Source organism: Ochrobactrum sp. A-1 (assembly GCF_022488005.1).
GTDB lineage: Bacteria > Pseudomonadota > Alphaproteobacteria > Rhizobiales > Rhizobiaceae > Brucella.
Map to the genome: position 1 here is coordinate 927,851 of NZ_JAKVQC010000004.1, position 17,995 is coordinate 945,845.

Sequence of the window (17,995 nt, forward strand, 5' to 3'; positions counted from 1 at the left end):
AGACCCGTGACTTTTTGACACTTTTGATGCATTTCCAGCATTGGCAAAGCGGGTTACAAGACGTCCGCGACCTATCGATCTCAAGAGGCGATGATGCTTCAGACATTAAAGACACTCACTCTTATCCCGGCGCGCATGGCGTCTACGCGGCTGCCAAACAAGCCGCTCGCCGATATTTGCGGCAAGCCGATGATCGTTCATGTGGCCGATCGTGCAGCGGCTGCAAAGCTGGGCCGGACCGTGGTCGCAACCGACAGCGAAGAGATTTTCTCAGTTGTTACCGCGCATGGCCACGAAGCCATCATGACGCGTGAGGATCATGAATCCGGCTCCGACCGCATCTATGAAGCATTGATGAAAGTCGATCCGGCGGGCGAGGTCGATGCCGTGGTGAATGTTCAGGGCGATCTGCCGACCATCGATCCCGATATCATCCGCCGCGCGCTTCTGCCGCTCGAAGACGGACCCGCCGACATTGCGACGCTCGGCGTCGAAATCGAGGAAGAATCAGAAAAGACCAATCCGAGCGTGGTGAAGATCGTCGGTTCCCCGCTTGCAGGCAACAGCCGCTTGCGCGCGCTTTATTTCACGCGCGCGACAGCGCCCTATGGCGAAGGCCCGCTTTATCACCATATCGGCCTTTACGCCTATCGCCGCGCAGCACTTGAACACTTCGTCAAACTTGGTCAGTCGCCATTGGAAAAGCGCGAAAAACTCGAACAGTTGCGGGCGCTCGAAGCCGGAATGCGCATCGATGTGGAACTTGTGAGAACGGTGCCGCTCGGCGTCGACACGCAGGCCGATCTTGACCGGGCCCGTCGTCTTGTAGCACAGGGTATCTAATACCAAAACTCGATGAGTTGACTCATCGAGTTTTGGTTAAGCCTGTGCGGCGATTGAGCATTTTCAGGGCGTGATGCGTTAGCATCCCAGCGCCCTGGTATAACGGCCACAATGAGTGGCATTTAAGAAAGCATGGTACGATGAAAACCAACAGGATTTCCTTTCAGGGTGAAGCGGGCGCAAATTCCGATACGGCGTGCCGCAACATGTTTCCCGATATGGAGCCTTTGCCGTGCCCGACTTTTGAGGATGCCTTCAACGCGGTTGAAACTGGCGCTGCCGATCTCGCCATGATCCCGATCGAGAACACGCTGGCCGGTCGCGTCGCCGATATTCATTATCTGCTGCCGCTGGCCGACATGCACATCATTGGCGAATATTTCTTGCCGATCCATTTCCAGCTGATGGTGCTTCCGGGCGTCAAGCGCGAAGAAATCAAGACCGTTCACAGCCATGTCCATGCACTCGGCCAGTGCCGCAACGTCATTCGCCAGAACGGCTGGAAGGGCGTCATCGCGGGTGATACGGCGGGAGCCGCCCGTCTCGTCGCCGATATGAAGGATCGCTCCATGGCGGCATTGGCGCCAAGCCTTGCTGCCGAGCTCTATGGTCTCGATATTCTGGAAGAAAATGTCGAGGATGCGGAAGACAATGTGACTCGCTTCGTTGTTCTGTCCAAGAGCAAGCAGTGGGCGCCGCGTCCCGAAAATGGCGAACGCATCGTGACGACTTTTGTCTTCCGCGTGCGCAACGTCCCGGCTGCGCTCTACAAGGCGCTGGGCGGCTTTGCCACCAATGGCATCAACATGACGAAGCTCGAAAGCTATCAGATCGGCGGGCGTTTCATCGCCACGCAGTTCTATGCTGATGTCGAAGGACATCCGGAGGACCACAATCTCCAGCTCGCGCTGGAAGAACTGCGCTTCTTCACCAAGGAAGTGCGCATTCTCGGCGTCTATCAGGGCAGCGATATTCGCGGCACGCAGTTGCTCGCTGCAGAGTAATTTAGAGAATATCGGGCGGAATCAGTTTTCCGCCCAGGCCTTTATCAGATGGGTTGCGATGGCGCCGGATGGCGGCACCCGCAACCCATTTTCATGTGTGCCTTCCAGCATTGTCCGCACTTCGGCCTTCGAGAACCAGCGACCGTCTTCCAGCTCCGAGCGGTCGATAGTGAAGTCGTCGCTCAAAACCTCGGCATGACAACCGATCATCAGCGAATAGGGAAACGGCCAGGGCTGGCTCGCATGATAGGCAACGCGACCGATGGAGAGCCCCATTTCCTCCACACTTTCACGGCGCACGGCGGCCTCGATTGTTTCGCCGTGCTCGATAAATCCCGCAAGGCAGGAATAGGAGCCGGGCGCGAAATGCGGGCTGCGGGCCAGAATGCATTTTTCGCCGCGCACCGGCAGCATGATCGCCACCGGATCGGTTCGCGGGAAATGTTCGGCACCGCAGTTCGGGCATTGCCGCTTGGCACCGCCGGCACGCATGTCGGTTTTCGTGCCACAACGTCCACAGAAACGGTGATTGGCATGCCATGCGGTCAGCGCTGCGGCTTGCGCCAGCGCGCCGAGCAGGTCGGCGGATACCAGCCCTTCCGTATAGATGCTGCGATAATCCTGCAGGCGGAAAGGCGGTTCCATCGTCTCGGGGTCGAGCGGAGTCGTCAACGCGACAAGCGGCGCGCCGTCCTGAAGACCGAGAAAAATCGGTTCGTGAAGATCGGGCGCAAAGTCATTCGCCTCGCCGAGTACGAAAAAGGCGCGCGGGGCTTTTTCATCGGCATAGTCGAGAAGAAGCCTGTTGCCGCCCAGCAGCATGATTCGCGTTTCGGGAAGTTCCAGAGCCGTAAAGGCAGAATCATCCTGTCGCTTTTCGGATTGGCGGTCGATCCGGTTGCCGGAAAATCCGACAGATCGGCTCGGTTCGATTTCCGGCAGGTCATAAAGACGGAAAGTCATATCGATCTCGGAATTGTTGGGGGATTAAAGCGCATCCCGAAAAGTGTGAAACGGTTTTCGGAAAAGATGCGTGTGAAAATAAACTAAAGCGCCGTGCGAATGTCGGCGATCAGTTGGTGGGCATCTTTTTCGTCATAGGTCTCGCGGGTTCCGAAGCCCCAGACCGGGCCGGGCCAGCCTGCATCGCCCTCGTTGCGGGCGATGACATGCAGATGCAGCTGCCGAACGATATTGCCGAGCGCACCCGTATTGATCTTCTCACAGCCCGTCACGGCCTTGAGCGCCTGCGCAACGATACCGGTCTCGAAGGTCAGCATGGTCTGGTCGAGCGGGGTCATATCGTGGATTTCAGCAAGGCCGGGACGGCGCGGCACCAGGATCAGCCATGGCCAGCGCCGGTCGTTCATCAGCCGAAGCTCGCATAGGCCGAGCTTGGCGACAGAAAAAGTGTCGGCTTGAAGCCGTTTATCGAGTTCGAACTGTTCCATAGGCCGACATTTACCAGTTTTTTTCGTCCAGCGCTTGCTTTTTGCGTGGCGCCCACCTTGCTTTTTGCTTCACAATTGACGATATGCAGCGTGGGAGGTTGGTGGTGGACGAGCCACTCGCCAACCGGGTCAGGTCCGGAAGGAAGCAGCCCTAACGAGCCACGGCACGGGTCATCGTGCCAGCCTCCCACCCTTTCTCACGACGCCGACGACTGTTGATGGGTTGCCTCTTTGGTTGACGCCGCTCATGCGTCCGGTCCAAACTGGCGACTGAGAAAAAAGCGGAACAGGAAGAACGGAAGGGTAGCTCATGGACACAAAATCCGCCGATGGCGCCTATCGCGTTCTCGCCCGCAAATATCGCCCCCAGAATTTCAACGACCTGATCGGCCAGGAGCCGATGGTTCGCACGCTCAAGAACGCGTTCGAGACGGGCCGCATTGCGCAGGCCTGGATGCTCACCGGCGTTCGCGGGGTCGGCAAGACGACCACGGCGCGCATTCTGGCGCGCGCGCTCAATTACAAGACAGATACGATCGACCAGCCGACTATCGATCTTTCCGTGCAGGGTGAAAACTGCCAGGCGATCATGGAAGGCCGTCATGTCGACGTGATCGAGATGGACGCCGCCTCGCATACCGGCATCGATGACATCCGCGAGATCATCGAGCAGGTGCGCTACCGCCCGGTTTCTGCGCGTTATAAAGTCTATATCATCGACGAAGTGCACATGCTCTCCAATCAGGCTTTCAACGGCCTGTTGAAGACGCTGGAAGAGCCGCCGCCGCACGTCAAATTCATCTTTGCCACCACCGAAATCCGAAAAGTTCCGATCACGGTCCTGTCGCGTTGCCAGCGCTTCGACCTGCGTCGCATCGAATCGGGCACGCTGGCGCAGCATCTGCGCCGCATCGCGGAAGCGGAACAGATCGCGGTGGATGACACGTCGCTCGCCATGATCGCACGCGCAGGCGAAGGCTCGGCACGCGATTCGCTGTCGATCTTCGATCAGGCCATTGCGCATGGCGCAGGCACCGTCACGGCGGAAGCCGTGCGCTCCATGCTGGGCCTTGCCGACCGTGCCCGTATCATCGACCTCTTCGAGATGCTGATGCGTGGCGATGTGGCTGGCGCTCTGACGGAATTTCGCGCGCAATATGATGTCGGTGCCGACCCGTCGGTCGTGCTGACCGATCTTGCCGATTTCAACCATCTGGTGACACGCCTGCGTTTCACGCCGGATGTGGCAGAAGACGTGTCCCTGTCGGAAGACGAGCGCGTGCGCGGTCGGGAATTCGCGCAGAAACTTTCCGTCCGTGTGCTGTCGCGCACCTGGCAGATGTTGCTCAAGGGCATTGCGGAAGTCGATACGGCGACGAGACCGGTTCAGGCCGCAGAAATGCTTTTGATCCGGCTTGCCCACGCCGCAGATATGCCGACGCTGGACGAGGCGATTCGCAGTCTCGACAATGGCTCCGTTTCGGCGCCGCGTCCGCAGCCGGGCAATCCGCGGCCGAATGGCGGCGGCGGTCAGCCTGAAGCGCGCTTTGTCACCGATACGGTTGGATCGTCCTCGATGGCTCCCGTCTCCGGTGGACCGGCAACGGCCATGCGTATCGTGGAAACACCACCGCAGCCGGTTCAGCCGTCTGTCGCGCCGCAGCCATTCGTCGAGAATACGCCGCAGCCTTCGGTGCCGGTCAACAGCCTGCATGATGTCGTCGCACTCGCCGACAAGCACCGCGACATGCAGTTCAAGATCCTGGTCAAGAGCTGTGTGCGGCTTGCATCCATTGCACCCGGACGGCTCGAAATCGGCCTGACCGACGATGCGCCGAAATCTTTGCCGAGCGACATTTCGCAACGCCTCCTGAACTGGACCGGCATTCGCTGGGTGGTGACCGTCGCGCGTGATGTGGCGGGGCAGACCATTTCGGAGGCAGAAACCGAGCGACGCGACAATCTGGTGACCGACGCCCGTGCCGATCCCGATGTCGCCGCTATTCTCGCGGCCTTTCCAGGCGCAAAAATCACCGATGTGCGCATTGCCGTACCGGAACAGAATGACGACGAGGACATTGACCTCGATGCCGTGGCGGAAATCCCTGGCGGACCGTCTGAAGACGACTGAATTACGGAATGATGGAGTGAACCCATGCGTGACATGATGGGCATGATGAAGCAGGCGAAGGAATTGCAGGCCAAGATGAAGGCCATGCAGGACGAGATCGCCAATCTTGAAGCCTCGGCCTCTTCGGGCGGCGGGCTGGTGACGATCACGCTTTCCGGCAAGGGCACCCTGTCGGCGCTGAAGATCGACCCGTCGCTGATGAAGGAAGAAGAGGTTGAAATCCTCGAAGATCTGATCATCGCGGCGCATAACGACGCCAAGGCCAAGCTCGAAGCGGCCATGGCCGAAAAGACGCAGTCGCTCACCGCCGGTCTGCCGATCCCTCCGGGGTTTAAGTTGCCGTTTTAAGTGAGTAGGGCAGTAAGGCATTAGGGCAGTATGTTTTTCTGCCCGAAATGTTGCTGCCTCTGCTTTCCCTATTGCCTTACTGCCCTATTGCCGTATTGCCTTAAAAGATGTCCAAACGAATAGCCGGCCCTGAAATCGAACGTCTCATCCAGCTTCTGGCCCGTGTGCCAGGGCTTGGACCGCGTTCGGCCCGTCGTGCGGCTCTGCACCTTATCAAGAAGAAGGAAGCGCTTCTGGTGCCGCTTGGCGGCGCCATGCAGGAGGCTGCCGAAAAGGTGCGCATCTGTTCGTGCTGCGGCAATGTCGATACGTCCGATCCATGCACGATCTGCACCGATGAGCGGCGCGATCCCGCCACCCTCATCGTGGTGGAGGATGTTTCCGATCTTTGGGCACTGGAACGGGCTGGCACGATGAATGTGCGCTATCACGTTCTCGGCGGTCGCCTGTCGCCGCTCGATGGCATCGGCCCGGACGATCTCAACATCAAGGGTCTGGTGGAACGGGTTTCCACCGGGGAGATCAAGGAAGTGATTCTCGCGGTCAACGCCACCGTCGAAGGCCAGACCACGGCGCATTACATCACCGACCAGCTATCGAGCTTCGATGTGCGCGTCACGCGGCTCGCCCACGGCGTTCCGGTTGGCGGTGAACTCGATTATCTGGATGAAGGCACGCTTGCTGCTGCGTTACGGGCAAGAACAACCCTTTAGGTTTGGAGACATGCATGGCAGCGGGAAATTGGAAGCATAGCCTGAAGATTGGTCTCGCACTGCTTGCCAGTCTTGCCATTTCTCCCGCCGTTGCCGCACCGTCCAAGGCGCAGGTTGAAAGCCAGTATCGCAACTGGCTCGAAAAGGACCTCTGGCCGGAAGCGAAGGCAGCCGGCGTGTCCCGCGCCGTGTTCGATCAGGCTTTTGCCGGTGTCTCGATCAACTGGAAGCTGCCCGATCTCGTCATTCCCGGCGAAAAGCCTTCGACGCCGAAAGAGCAGAAACAGGCGGAATTCGGTGCGCCCGGTAAGTATTTCAATGCAAAGACGATGAGCACCGTCACAAGCGGCGGCAAGGCGCGCTATGGCCAATATGCCAGTCTCTTGAAACGCATCGAACAGAAATATGGCGTTCCGGGGCCGGTCCTGCTTGCCGTATGGGGCCGCGAATCCGGTTTCGGCACGGTGAAGATTCCATATAATGCCTATGAAGTTCTCGGCACCAAGGCCTTTATGGCCACCCGCAAGGACATGTTCCGCAAGGAACTGATTGCTGCGCTCGAAATCGCTTCCAAGGGCTATATCGACGAAGCCGCGATGAAAAGCTCATGGGCGGGCGCGCTCGGCCAGCCGCAATTCATGCCGACTTCCTATCTGAAACACGCCGTCGATTTCGACGGTGACGGTAAGCGCGATATCTGGAATTCGGTGCCCGATACACTGGCCTCTATCGCCAACTATCTGAAGCTTCACGGCTGGCAGAAGGGGCGTGACTGGGGCTTTGAAGTGAGCGTTCCGCAGAACATATCCTGCTCGCTGGAAGGTCCGGATCAGGGCAAGACGATTGCCGAATGGGCAAAGCTCGGCATTACGCGGGTGAATGGCAAACCGTTTCCGGCCAATGAAATGAAGGCGACAAGCTTTCTGCTCATGCCTGCCGGTCGCTACGGTCCGGCCTTTGTCGTGAGCCCGAATTTCTACGTGCTCAAAGACTATAATATGAGCGATCTCTATGCGCTCTTCATCGGTCATGTCGGTGATCGTATAGCCTATGGAGCGGGCGATTTCAGCCGTGGATGGGGCGACTTCGGCTCCATGTATCGCTCTGATATCGGCGCAATGCAGAAACGCATGCAGGCGCTGGGCTATGATGTCGGCAAGCCGGATGGTTTGCCGGGCTTCAAGACCCGCCGCTCCATCGGCCTGTGGCAGGCGAAGAATGGCATGGCGTCAACCTGCTTCCCGCAGCCGGAGCTATTACGTCGGATCCGCTGATCCCCGCCGCTCAGCAAGTTGGCGAAAGACTGTAGCGCTTTTGTCCTGTAGCGGTCATTGTGCTGCAGCATGAGAAACTGGCGTTGCGGGAGTGCAAAGTCGGCCTTCATGAGCGTTCCGGCGGCAAGATGCGGGGCGGCGACAAGCTCCGATATGGCCGTCACATAGTCACCCGAGCGCACCGCTGAGCAGATAGCCTCGTTCGAGGGCAGTTCCAGCGCTACATGCAGCCGCGCCGGATTGTAGCCGGAGGCGCGCATGGCATCCTCGAAAACGCTGCGCGTTCCCGATCCCTGCTCGCGCAGAATCCATTTTCCCTCGAAAAGCCGATCCCAGGTGAGCTTGCTGCCCGTACCCCAATCATGATCGGGACGTGCCACCAGAATAAGCTGGTCGCTTGCAACCTTGCTGATCGATAGGGATGGTGCCTGCACGGCGCCTTCCACCAGACCGATATCGGCAACACCTTCCTGTGTCGCCTCGGTAACGCTTTCGGTGTTTCCAAGCGTCAGCCGCATATCGATCAGCGGATAAGCGGCGTGAAACCGTGCCAGAAAGGATGGCAGCCAATAGCTGGCGATGGTCTGGCTGGCATGAATGGCGAGGATGCCGCGCTTGCCGCCACCAAGTTCCGATAGCATCCGTTCGGCGGAACGGGCGCGTGCAAGTGTTGCGCGCGCCTCGTCCAGAAACATGCGCCCATCACCGGTCAGCTCGATCCGCCGCCCGATACGATTGAAGAGCGTGGCCCCGTAGCGATTTTCCATCGTGCGGATAGCCGAACTGACCGCCGAAGGCGTCAGATGCAGGGCTTCCGAGGCTCGCGTAAGGTGCTCACGCTCGGCCACTTCAATGAAAATTCGTAGCTGTTCCAGTGTCATAGCATCTATCGTTCGATTTTATCGAATGAAATATGCCATATAATGAAATGGAATGAACAGGGAAAATCAGGCATTGGATGAGAAAATAATTCTCATACGAGCATTTCCAGCAAAAGTGTGAAGCGGTTTTGCGTTGGACAATGCGAAAGAAACAGCATTTCCAGCAAAAGTGCGAAGCGGTTTTGCGCGGGACAATGCGAAAAAGCAAACAGACAGATTTGAAATGCCGACAATGACCTACTCCAAAATCCAGAACATCCTCCCAGGACTTGGCTTGAGCGTTGCCGTCGCAATAGCGGCGATTGGACTTGAAAGAGTCGAGGAACATTATGCAGGGCGCGCCTGGCTCGAAGCGCTGGTGATTGCCATTCTCCTCGGCACGGTCGTGCGGACGTTTCTGCGTCCCGGCAAGCAGTTCAACAAGGGTATCGGCTTTTCCGCCAAGCTTCTTCTGGAAATTGCAGTGGTGCTGCTCGGCGCATCGATCAGCGCCAGCGCGGTCGTGGCCGCAGGTTCCGGGCTCATCTTTGGCATTGCAGGCGTCGTCGTGGTCGCTATCACGCTCAGCTATGGGATCGGACGCCTGTTGAAACTGCCGCATCGCATGGCGGTGCTGGTGGCCTGCGGTAACTCCATTTGTGGCAATTCCGCCATCGCTGCCACCGCCCCGGTTATCGGCGCGGGAAGCGAGGACGTGGCGGCTTCCATTGCCTTCACTGCTATTCTCGGCGTGGTCGTCGTGCTGCTTCTGCCGTTGCTGGTGCCGCTTCTGGGGCTGTCGCACACGCAATATGGCGTACTGGCGGGCCTGACCGTCTATGCGGTGCCACAGGTTCTGGCAGCCACTGCTCCGGTCGCGACGATCAGTGTCCAGCTTGGCACGCTGGTGAAGCTCGTACGCGTGCTGATGCTCGGACCGGTCATTCTCGCGCTGGCGCTTCTTGCCGGAAACAAGGACGCAAACGCCAAGCCTGGCTTCTTCCAGCTCGTGCCATGGTTCATTCTCGGCTTCCTTGGCATGATGGCGCTGCATTCGCTGCACCTGATACCGGAATCGATCTTGCCCGGCATTCAGTATGCCTCGACCATCCTCACGATCATTTCGATGGCGGCTCTTGGCCTCGGCGTCGATATCCGCTCCGTAGCATCGGCAGGCGGTCGGGTGACGCTGACCGCGGTGCTTTCGCTCGTGGCTCTCGGCACCATCAGCCTTGGCCTGATTCATATGCTCAGCGTTGCATAGAGCATAATCCGACCGGAGTGAAACGAGGATCGATAAGATTAGGCTTAAAATAGGAACAGCTTAGAGCGCCGATCTGATTTAATCAGATCGAAACGCGCTTTAAAGAAGCCGGGATGGTTCACATCCCGGCCTTTATTCTCACAAGCGATGGTCAGCTCTTCTTGGCCGCATCAGTCGGCTTTGCGTCGGCTGGTGCATTGGCTGTCTTGCTGGCGTCCTTCTTGTCATCAACGGACATGTTGGAGCGAATCGTCACCATATGTTCCGCCTTGATGAGGGTCAGGTTGGCATCGTAATATTTGCCGTTGCCGAGCTGTTCCAGTGCCAGATCGACATCCTTGTCGATGGCAGGCAGATTGGCTGTCGTTTCGGTTATCACCAGATCGACATCCGCGAGTTTCAGCTCATCCTGGGCCTCTTTCTTGCGGCCATGCTGGATATTTTCATTGGCCTTTTTCAGGTGGGCAGCCTTTTCAGGCGTCAGCTTGTAGTCATCGACTACACCGACTTCCATATCGACCGGTAATGTGCCCGACTGAACTTCGGCGACTTCGTCGGCTGGAGCGCCAGCCGCTTTCATCTTGTCGAGCAGGGATGGAGTGTCTTTCTGCGCCTTGTCCAGATCATCCTTGACCGTCGACAGGATGACCTTGGCCTGGTCGGGTGTTCCCTGAAAAATGGCCAGTCGCGCCAGTGTAACGCCCCGCACCGCTGCGAGGCCATCGCCGGAAATGGCATCCAGCTTCTTGATGGCGTCCTGTTGAGCAGCTTTCGTGCTCTCTGTCGCCGGGGCATTCGGCTTTGCTGCACTTTCGGCGAAGCTTGGCACGGCAAAGGAAGCGCTGAGCAGCGCAGTTGAAAGCAACATTGCGGTCAGGGTGGTCGTTCTGGAAATCATCTTATGCAATCCGTTCAAAAGTAATTTTGTATAGATATTTTGCTATGAATAGGCGGCCTGGAAGCTTTTATCCTCCACGATTAATGCAGAGAAAGCTTTATTAGTTGCTCATCTGCCGAATTGGAAAAGAAGATAATGAATCAATATTGGTCGAGCACGTAAAATTGTGCCGGTTCGTGACCATTTCGTGGCAGAGGAATCACCATAAATTTATTTGATAAAGAAAAAGCCCGCCGAGAGGCGGGCTTTTCCATGTTCAGTCGAAGAGGGAAAGATTAGTTCTTTTCCTGCTTCTTCAGAGCGGCACCGAGGATGTCGCCGAGCGAAGCGCCGGAGTCGGACGAACCGTACTGAGCAACAGCTTCCTTTTCTTCGGCGATTTCGAGCGCCTTGATCGAGACCTGCAGCTTACGGGTCTTCTTGTCGAAAGCGATGACGCGAGCGTCAACCTTCTGACCGACCGTGAAGCGTTCCGGACGCTGTTCGTCGCGGTCACGCGACAGATCCGAGCGCTTGATGAAGCTGTCGAGGTCGTGATCGACCAGACGAACTTCAAGGCCGCCATCGGTTACTGCGGTGACTTCTACCGTTACAACGGCGTTCTTGCGCAGGTCGCCGGAAGCTGCTGCTTCACCGACCTTGTCGCCGGAAAGCTGCTTGATGCCGAGCGAGATGCGTTCCTTCTCGATGTCAACGTCGAGAACGACAGCCTTAACGACTTCACCCTTGTTGTACTCTTCGATGACCTGTTCGCCCGGACGGTTCCAGTCGAGGTCGGAGAGGTGAACCATGCCGTCAACGTCGCCGTCGAGGCCAATGAACAGGCCGAATTCGGTCTTGTTCTTGACTTCGCCTTCAACAACGGTACCGACAGGGTACTTCTGGGCGAAGGTCGTCCACGGATTGTCGAGGGTCTGCTTGAGGCCGAGCGAGATGCGGCGCTTGACCGGATCAACTTCGAGCACAACGACTTCGACTTCCTGCGTGGTGGACAGAATCTTGCCCGGATGGACATTCTTCTTGGTCCACGACATTTCGGAAACGTGGATGAGGCCTTCGATGCCCGGCTCGATTTCGACGAACGCACCGTAGTCGGTGATGTTCGTGACGGTGCCGGTGATCTTTTTGCCGATCGGGTACTTCGCGCCGATGCCATCCCAAGGATCGCTCTCGAGCTGCTTCATGCCGAGCGAGATACGATGGGTTTCCTGGTTGATGCGGATGATCTGCACCTTGACCGTCTGGCCGATGGTGAGGATTTCCGACGGATGGTTGACGCGGCGCCATGCCATGTCGGTCACGTGCAGGAGACCGTCGATGCCGCCGAGGTCAACGAACGCACCGTAATCGGTGATGTTCTTGACGACGCCTTCAACGACCTGACCTTCTTCAAGGTTCTGGACGATTTCCGAACGCTGTTCCGCACGGCTTTCTTCAAGAACGGTACGACGCGAGACAACGATGTTGCCGCGACGCTTGTCCATCTTGAGGATTTCGAACGGTTGCGGGACGTGCATGAGCGGGGTGACGTCGCGGATCGGACGGATGTCGACCTGCGAACGCGGCAGGAAGGCAACAGCGCCGTCGAGGTCGACGGTGAAACCACCCTTGACCTGATTGAAGATGACGCCATCGACGCGCTCGCCATTGGCGAACTTCTGCTCGAGCTTGACCCAGCTTTCTTCACGGCGTGCTTTTTCGCGCGACAGGACAGCTTCGCCCAGAGCGTTTTCGATACGCTCGACGTAAACTTCCACTTCGTCGCCCGGCTTCAGCGTGCCGTCTTTGCCCTTTGCGCCGAATTCCTTCAGCGGCACGCGGCCTTCGACCTTCAGACCGGCGTCGATGATCGCCATGTCCTTTTCAATGGCTACGATGCGGCCCTTGACGACATAACCTTCAGCAAGGTCGTTCGTTGCAAAGGATTCCGCCAGCAGCGACTCGAAGTCTGCGAGGGTTGGATTGAATTCTGACATGAATACTCCTGGTGCATCCGGAAAGTTCATCGGATGCGGCGCCGGGGGTTAGTGTTGCGTTATGCCAGACTTCGGCCCCGTCTTTGCAGACAACCGGCGCGTGGAACGCGAAGTCAGGCTTTTCAGTATGAGTGCAGCCTATATAGGTCCGAACTCACGATAATCCAGCTTTTCGAGGCGTAATGAGATCCGAAAAGCATAAAACTTGCCGGATTCATCCCCGATGCTGCGCCAAAGCGTGATCGATCAGCTTTTTTGCGGCCAGAAATGCCGCTTCTATACTCATTTCGCTCGTATCTAGCAAGTGCGCGTCTTCAGCAGGCTTCAGTGGAGAATCGATGCGGTTCGTGTCGCGTTCGTCGCGCTTCCTGAGGTCAGCGAGGATTTCCGCGAAATCTGCCTTTTCGCCGCGCGCCACGATCTCTTCAAAGCGACGCTCGGCGCGTACTTCCGGCGAAGCCGTGACGAAAAGCTTTATGGCCGCAGCGGGACAGACGACGGTGCCAATATCGCGCCCGTCAAGCACGCTCGAGGGCAGGGCATTGGCGAAATTGCGTTGCGCTTCGACGAGCGCCCGCCGGACCTTCGGCATGACCGCAACCTTCGACGCAGCCTCGCCGATTGCATGAGCGGAAAGCACCGCCTTGTCCATCTCGCGCAGATCGAGGTTCAGCGCGACGTCAGCCGCCACGGCCTCATCGTCGAGCGGCAGTCCCTTGTCGATCAGCGCCTTGGCGACGGCGCGATAGGTCAGCCCCGTATCCAGATGCGGCATGCCGTAGTGAATGGCGATGCGCCGGGCAAGAGTTCCCTTGCCCGAGGCGGCCGGTCCGTCGATAGCGACAATAAACGGCGTCATTGCGCGTCGCTCAGCTCGATCTTTGCGCCCAGTCTCGGCATCATATCCATGAATTCGGGGAAGGACGTGGCGATCATGGTGCTGTCGTCAACCGTCACCGGCTTTTCCGATGCAAGGCCCATGACGAGGAAGCTCATCGCGATGCGGTGATCGAGATGGGTTGCGACCGTACCGCCCCCCAGTCCCTTGCCGTCGGGGCGGCCGCGGACCGTCAGCGACATCTCGCCTTCGGTGCAATCGACGCCATTGGCTTCAAGGCCCCGTGCAACGGCTGCCAGACGATCCGATTCCTTGACGCGCAGCTCGTCCAGGCCGTCCATCACGGTTTCGCCTTCCGCGAAGGAGGCGGCAATCGCCAGAACCGGATATTCGTCGATCATCGATGGCGCGCGTTCCGGCGGAACGACAACGCCCTTGAGCTTCGATGCTTTCACGTGAAGATCGGCGACATCCTCGCCGCCAGCAAGACGGGCATTGAGCACTTCGATATCGGCGCCCATTTCCTGTAGCGTCAGGATCAGGCCGGTACGGGTCGGATTCATCAGCACGTTGTGGATGGTAACGTCCGAACCTTCGACCAGAAGGGCGGCGACCAACGGGAAGGCCGTCGAGGACGGATCCCCCGGCACGTCGATGGTCTGGCCGGTAAGCTTGCCCTGGCCGGTGATGCGGATATGGCGCACGCCATCCTTGTCGGTTTCAACCGAAAGATCTGCGCCAAAGCCCTGCAGCATCTTTTCCGTATGGTCGCGGGTCATGACCGGCTCGATGACGGTGGTGACGCCCGGCGTGTTGAGACCGGCGAGCAGCACGGCGGACTTCACCTGCGCGGACGCCATCGGCACGCGATAGGTGATTGGATTGGCCGTCCTGGGGCCGATCAGCGTCAGCGGCATGCGGTCGCCTTCGGCTGCTTCCACCTGAACGCCCATTTCGCGCAGCGGATTGAGTACGCGGCCCATGGGGCGCGAGGTCAGCGAGGCGTCGCCGATAAAGGAGGTTTTCATGTCATAGGTGCCGACAAGGCCCATGGTGAGGCGCGCACCTGTTCCGGCATTGCCGAAATCGAGCGCTGCTTCGGGCTGCAACAGGCAGCCATTGCCGACGCCATTGATGATCCAGACATCGCCATCCTTGCGGATTTTCGCGCCCATGGCCTGCATGGCGCGACCGGTATTGATGACGTCTTCACCTTCCAAAAGGCCGGTGATGCGGGTTTCACCCGATGCAAGACCGCCGAACATGAAGGAGCGATGCGAGATGGACTTGTCGCCCGGAATGCGGATTTCGCCCGTGAGTGCCTCCGAGCGGCGGGCGGTTGCTGGTTTCGGGGATGCAGAATGGGACATGGATTTTTCACAGTCACATTTTTGGCGCGGACACGCGCCGGGATTGAGAGATAAGCGGGGCTTCCCTAGCATAGTAATATTGTGCGGTCATCCGCGAATACGCGGCGCGGGCGACACCCATAACCAGGAGGGAGAGCCAAGAGTCTGCTTATCCCTTTGCGTTTGGCTTTGACAAACGCGCCAAATTGCGTTTATGCACCGGACAACAATATAAACGCGCTTAAGACTTGCCCCTTGCCATATGGCTCAGTGAACAGCATGGTGATGGGCTATATGCTTCAAAGCAGGCATTCTGGCGCGATTTTATGAATTTGTGTCCCCGTGTAAATTAACGAGGCTAGACGTGGCAAAAGCTGAACTTGGTACCAAGCGTATCGACCCGGAAACGGGCAAGAAATTTTACGATCTCAATCGCGATCCGATCGTTTCGCCTTACACCGGCATTTCCTATCCGCGCTCTTATTTCGATTCCACGCTTGAAAGCCGTGTTGTCGAAGAGGAAACCGAAGAGGAAGAACTGGATACGGCACTCGAAAAGCCGGAATTCGTCTCGCTCGAGGATGCCGACGACGAAACCAAGGGCGGTGGCGACGATCTGCCGGATATGGACGACGACGATGTCGATCTCGGCGACGACGATGAAGACACCTTCCTCGAAGAAGAGGAAGACGAGGACGACGACATGTCGGGCATTCTCGGCGGCGGCGTCGGCGGTGAAGACGAAGAAGGCTGATCTGTTACGCAGATCAAGACCTGATGCTTTTTGCGAGGCGACCTTCGGGTCGCCTCGTTGCGTTTGGAGCGCACCCCAGATGGGACTTCGGTACGATCTGTGAATTATTTTTGGCAGATGTGAAAAGAGTTGCGATTTAGCTCTTGATCTTCTGACGAACGCCATTTAATAAGCCGCCACACCGGGCAGCAAGTCTTGCCTGATGTGCCTCGAAAGAGGTCTGATGGGGCCATAGCTCAGCTGGGAGAGCGCCTGCATGGCATGCAGGAGGTCAGCGGTTCGATCCCGCTTGGCTCCACCAAATTTTCCTTCCCAATAAAGCCTGAACATTCAGCACGTCGGTTGGCGCGATAACCGTCGTTGGACAAAGTCTGCATGCGCGCTATGTCGTTTCCCATGACAGAAATGATATTGGCGACATTCGACTGGGTTCCCAAAATGCCGCGCGGCTTCGTCCGCGATCTTCGCGTGCGCTGGGCGCTGGAAGAAGCCGGGCTACCGTATCGCGTCGAAGGTGTGCCGTTCAAGACCCGCGGGCCCGAGCATTTCACCCATCAGCCGTTCGGGCAGGTGCCATGGCTGATCGACGGCGATATGTCGATTTTCGAAAGCGGTGCCATCCTGCTGCATATCGCCGAAAAGAGCGACGTGCTGTTGCCGCCTGATCCGAGGGTGCGAAACGAGGTCATACAATGGCTCTTTGCCGCACTGAATTCGGTAGAAATGGCCGCCTTGCCGCTCGCCCTTTATAAATTCACCGGCGATGAGGAGCAGACACCGGGGCGCCAGCTCATGGACAGTTTTCTGGCCGGTCGGCTGGGGCATATGGAACAGGCGCTATCAGGCCGCGAATGGCTGACGGAGCAATTTTCGGTTGCCGATATTCTGATGGCCGACGTGTTGCGTCTCGTTGATCATTTTGACGGCCTGACCCAGCATCCGGTCTGCCGGGCCTATGTCGAACGCGCCATGGCGCGGCCTGCATTCCAGAAAGCCTATAACGACCAGATGGAACATTTCGCTGCCGCAGACTGATGCAAACATCGAAATTCTCGCGTTCGGCGGACTTCACGCCAAAGTTGCGCTCGACAACTCCCCCAAAATTGATAAATAGAATTTAATCGAAGTAATTTATCAGCGCTATTTTGAATGAACAGGCTGTCTGATTTCGACGGATTACGGTTTTTATTATGTGTAGGAATCGCCGTCTTTCATTTTTCTTTCCGTATTCCGGTGAACAATGAGATACTGAATGATTTTATATTAAGTTTTGCTTATTTTACCGATGTCTTTTTTATTGTCTCAGGATTGTTTCTGGCACGACGACGAAATTATCTCTGGAATTGGCCCCGTTACGCGGCTTTCGTCGGAAAGCGGTTGGCACGGATTTACCCGCTGCACCTGGTGGCGTTCTCTTGTTTTGCGCTCCTGTCGGCCCTGACGGTAGCTGGAGTCCTGCATCCTCTGGTCCCTCCCAGCACAAGTTGGCGCGATGGGCTGACACAATTGCTGCTGGTCCATAACTGGGGGTTGGGCAGCACGGCCTCCTACAATTATGTCAGTTGGTCTCTGAGTGCCCTTTTCGCCATGTATCTGGCTTTTCCGCTGTTCGACATCCTGTGCCGTCGTTTCGGGAGTTGGGTTCTTGTCGGCGTAATCGTCGCTACCATCGGCGGCGAATATTTGGCACATAAGCTTGGTGTATTGTCGCTTACCCGCATTCAAATATCCAATGTCGGTGTTTTCAGGGTGCTGCCATCCTTTCTCTTCGGCATGTGGCTTGCAAGGCGAACACACCCTGCGATGCCGGCCGCTGCAATCAGGATATTGCTTGCCGTCTGCCTGATCGTCTTTGTGTCCTATCATCCGGGAAACGGGCCGGATGAACCCAATACGCTCGAGGGTCCCTGGCGGCTGGCATTCGTTTATGCTGGCATCTATGTGTTCTATCTCGCGTCCAGCCAGGGCATCTATACGCCGCTGCAGTGGCGCGCGCTGGCAAAACTTTCCCGTTACAGCTTCGGTATCTTCATTCTTCATCCGCTGGTCGGGATGATGTTTTTCAGAATTGTCCCGGAGCGATGGGGCGAGACGACGACGGGCGCGGTCCTGATCATAGGCGGAGCTGCCCTTGCCAGCGTGGTGACGGCGGTTGCCGCCTATCACCTGTTCGAGAATCCCGTGCACCGCTGGCTGGTGTTGCGGATCGATCTCTGGGCCGGCAGGTTCGAAAGCCCAGGTGAATTTTCTGAGGCTGCGAGAGACAGCCTGCACGTCTCCCGATAGGCAGGT

General features: G+C 57.6%; 16 protein-coding genes, 1 tRNA gene, 1 other RNA gene and 1 pseudogene. 12 read left to right on the forward strand and 7 right to left on the reverse strand.

What is annotated here, in order from left to right:
* Positions 1-93 precede the first annotated feature (93 nt).
* Both MKS82_RS14040 and MKS82_RS14045 read left to right on the forward strand, forming a co-directional pair.
* Complete coding sequence (locus MKS82_RS14040) at positions 94-843, forward strand: 3-deoxy-manno-octulosonate cytidylyltransferase (protein ID WP_109987176.1); 750 nt, start codon at positions 94-96, stop codon at positions 841-843.
* A 140-nt stretch (positions 844-983) separates the two neighbouring features.
* Positions 984-1,847: a prephenate dehydratase gene (locus MKS82_RS14045; protein ID WP_109987125.1), complete on the forward strand. Its 864-nt coding sequence runs from the start codon at positions 984-986 to the stop codon at positions 1,845-1,847.
* A gap of 21 nt (positions 1,848-1,868) precedes the next feature.
* On the opposite strand, the gene nudC is transcribed toward MKS82_RS14045, so the two are convergent.
* Complete coding sequence (gene nudC / locus MKS82_RS14050; protein ID WP_109987126.1) at positions 1,869-2,810, reverse strand: NAD(+) diphosphatase; 942 nt, start codon at positions 2,808-2,810, stop codon at positions 1,869-1,871.
* A gap of 83 nt (positions 2,811-2,893) precedes the next feature.
* Entirely contained in the window at positions 2,894-3,298 is a 405-nt protein-coding gene (locus tag MKS82_RS14055; protein WP_109987127.1) for an HIT domain-containing protein, read from the reverse strand.
* A gap of 93 nt (positions 3,299-3,391) precedes the next feature.
* On the opposite strand from MKS82_RS14055, the gene ffs reads away from it, so the two are divergent.
* From ffs to MKS82_RS14080, 5 genes are all read left to right on the forward strand, one after another.
* An RNA gene (gene ffs / locus MKS82_RS14060) (signal recognition particle sRNA small type) lies at positions 3,392-3,489 on the forward strand.
* A gap of 119 nt (positions 3,490-3,608) precedes the next feature.
* A complete protein-coding gene (locus MKS82_RS14065; RefSeq protein ID WP_109987128.1) occupies positions 3,609-5,429 on the forward strand; it encodes a DNA polymerase III subunit gamma/tau in 1,821 nt (606 codons plus the stop codon).
* A 24-nt stretch (positions 5,430-5,453) separates the two neighbouring features.
* Positions 5,454-5,777: a YbaB/EbfC family nucleoid-associated protein gene (locus MKS82_RS14070; protein WP_109987129.1), complete on the forward strand. Its 324-nt coding sequence runs from the start codon at positions 5,454-5,456 to the stop codon at positions 5,775-5,777.
* Positions 5,778-5,884: 107 nt separating this feature from the next.
* Positions 5,885-6,490, forward strand: coding sequence for a recombination mediator RecR (gene recR, locus MKS82_RS14075; protein WP_109987130.1), 606 nt, complete (start codon positions 5,885-5,887; stop codon positions 6,488-6,490).
* Between the two features lie 14 nt (positions 6,491-6,504).
* The gene (locus MKS82_RS14080; RefSeq protein WP_109987131.1) at positions 6,505-7,764 is read left to right on the forward strand and encodes a lytic murein transglycosylase; all 1,260 of its coding nucleotides are present in this window, start codon (positions 6,505-6,507) and stop codon (positions 7,762-7,764) included.
* 11 nt (positions 7,765-7,775) lie between these two features.
* Here the strand turns inward: MKS82_RS14080 and MKS82_RS14085 are convergent.
* A pseudogene (locus MKS82_RS14085) lies at positions 7,776-8,645 on the reverse strand (LysR substrate-binding domain-containing protein); the annotation flags it as partial.
* Positions 8,646-8,868: 223 nt separating this feature from the next.
* Between MKS82_RS14085 and MKS82_RS14090 the strand changes: the two are divergent.
* Entirely contained in the window at positions 8,869-9,888 is a 1,020-nt protein-coding gene (locus MKS82_RS14090; RefSeq protein ID WP_181394259.1) for a YeiH family protein, read from the forward strand.
* A gap of 151 nt (positions 9,889-10,039) precedes the next feature.
* Here MKS82_RS14090 and MKS82_RS14095 read toward each other — a convergent pair whose 3' ends face one another.
* The 4 genes from MKS82_RS14095 to aroA form a co-directional block, all read right to left on the reverse strand.
* Entirely contained in the window at positions 10,040-10,786 is a 747-nt protein-coding gene (locus tag MKS82_RS14095; protein ID WP_109987134.1) for a YfdX family protein, read from the reverse strand.
* 275 nt (positions 10,787-11,061) lie between these two features.
* Positions 11,062-12,762: a 30S ribosomal protein S1 gene (gene rpsA / locus MKS82_RS14100; RefSeq protein WP_109987135.1), complete on the reverse strand. Its 1,701-nt coding sequence runs from the start codon at positions 12,760-12,762 to the stop codon at positions 11,062-11,064.
* A 214-nt stretch (positions 12,763-12,976) separates the two neighbouring features.
* Complete coding sequence (gene cmk / locus MKS82_RS14105; RefSeq protein ID WP_109987136.1) at positions 12,977-13,621, reverse strand: (d)CMP kinase; 645 nt, start codon at positions 13,619-13,621, stop codon at positions 12,977-12,979.
* On the reverse strand, positions 13,618-14,970 hold the full coding sequence (gene aroA, locus MKS82_RS14110) for a 3-phosphoshikimate 1-carboxyvinyltransferase (RefSeq protein WP_109987137.1): 1,353 nt from the start codon (positions 14,968-14,970) through the stop codon (positions 13,618-13,620). Before aroA ends, cmk begins: the two co-directional genes overlap by 4 nt.
* A 343-nt stretch (positions 14,971-15,313) precedes the next feature.
* On the opposite strand from aroA, the gene MKS82_RS14115 reads away from it, so the two are divergent.
* The 4 genes from MKS82_RS14115 (at position 15,314) to MKS82_RS14130 (ending at position 17,989) form a co-directional block, all read left to right on the forward strand.
* Complete coding sequence (locus tag MKS82_RS14115; protein ID WP_109987138.1) at positions 15,314-15,703, forward strand: TIGR02300 family protein; 390 nt, start codon at positions 15,314-15,316, stop codon at positions 15,701-15,703.
* Positions 15,704-15,928: 225 nt separating this feature from the next.
* A tRNA-Ala gene (locus MKS82_RS14120) sits at positions 15,929-16,004 on the forward strand.
* Between the two features lie 95 nt (positions 16,005-16,099).
* On the forward strand, positions 16,100-16,738 hold the full coding sequence (locus MKS82_RS14125) for a glutathione S-transferase family protein (RefSeq protein WP_109987177.1): 639 nt from the start codon (positions 16,100-16,102) through the stop codon (positions 16,736-16,738).
* A gap of 114 nt (positions 16,739-16,852) precedes the next feature.
* Positions 16,853-17,989, forward strand: a complete 1,137-nt coding sequence (locus MKS82_RS14130) for an acyltransferase family protein (RefSeq protein ID WP_109987139.1) — start codon at positions 16,853-16,855, stop codon at positions 17,987-17,989.
* Positions 17,990-17,995 lie beyond the last annotated feature (6 nt).